The organism is Streptomyces hokutonensis, from assembly GCF_000376565.1.
In the GTDB taxonomy this organism is placed as follows: domain Bacteria; phylum Actinomycetota; class Actinomycetes; order Streptomycetales; family Streptomycetaceae; genus Streptomyces; species Streptomyces hokutonensis.
This window is the reverse complement of record NZ_BARG01000171.1, coordinates 1-729: the sequence shown is the minus strand read 5'-3', so window position 1 is coordinate 729 and position 729 is coordinate 1. Positions and strand designations below refer to the sequence as shown.

At 68.0% G+C, this 729-nt stretch carries 1 protein-coding gene and 1 pseudogene; both read right to left on the bottom strand.

The genetic code is table 11. The features are described from left to right. Positions 1–536 (bottom strand): IS5 family transposase (locus SSP08S_RS58010; protein WP_369407129.1); only part of this gene is annotated, 536 nt, incomplete at its 3' end. Next, positions 528–718, bottom strand: a pseudogene (locus SSP08S_RS64735) (transposase); the annotation flags it as partial. The gene SSP08S_RS58010 and the pseudogene SSP08S_RS64735, both read right to left, overlap by 9 nt. Positions 719–729 lie beyond the last annotated feature (11 nt).

Sequence of the window (729 nt, the reverse complement as noted above, 5' to 3'; positions counted from 1 at the left end):
AATGTCCGCTCCACCACCCAACGCCGTGGGACCACCGCGAAAAGGGGCACTGCCGGAGGCGGTTCACCTACCTTCGCCCAGGTCGAGCGGAATCCACCGTCGCGGCGCTGCACGACCTCCACGGTGATGCCGGTGGCTTCCCTGACCCAGGCGTGAAAGTCGGCGCCGCGGTAGCCCTGGTCCGCCCACACGCGTTGCAGGCGCGGAAACGCGTCGGCGGCCCTGGAGAACAGCACCGCGGCACCGTCGCGGTCACCGACGTTGGCCGGGCTCTCGCAGACCACCAAAACAGTGCCAAAGGTGTCGACGAGCAGGTGGCGCTTGATGCCGCTGACCTTCTTGCCGCCGTCGTATCCATGCAGGCCACCGCGTTCACTGGCCCGGATGCTCTGACTGTCCACGATGGCGGCACTGGGTGTGGGATCGCGGCCGGACTGCACCCTCTCGCGCTCGCACAGCGCCGTCAACATCCGCTCCCACACGCCTTCTTGCTGCCACTGCCGCCAGTAGTGGTAGACCGTCTGCCACGGCGGCAGATCATGCGGCAGCAGTCTCCAGCACAGCCGGCCCGCAGCCAGTACGCCAACGCGTTGAGGATCTCCCGCCGCGTGTGTTTCGCCCGTCGACCACCGGGCTTGACCGCCGGAACCAGCGGACGGAGGATCTCCCACTCCGAGTCAGAAAGATCCGTCGAGCAACGGGTACGCAGCCCGCACACCCCAGCCCCCG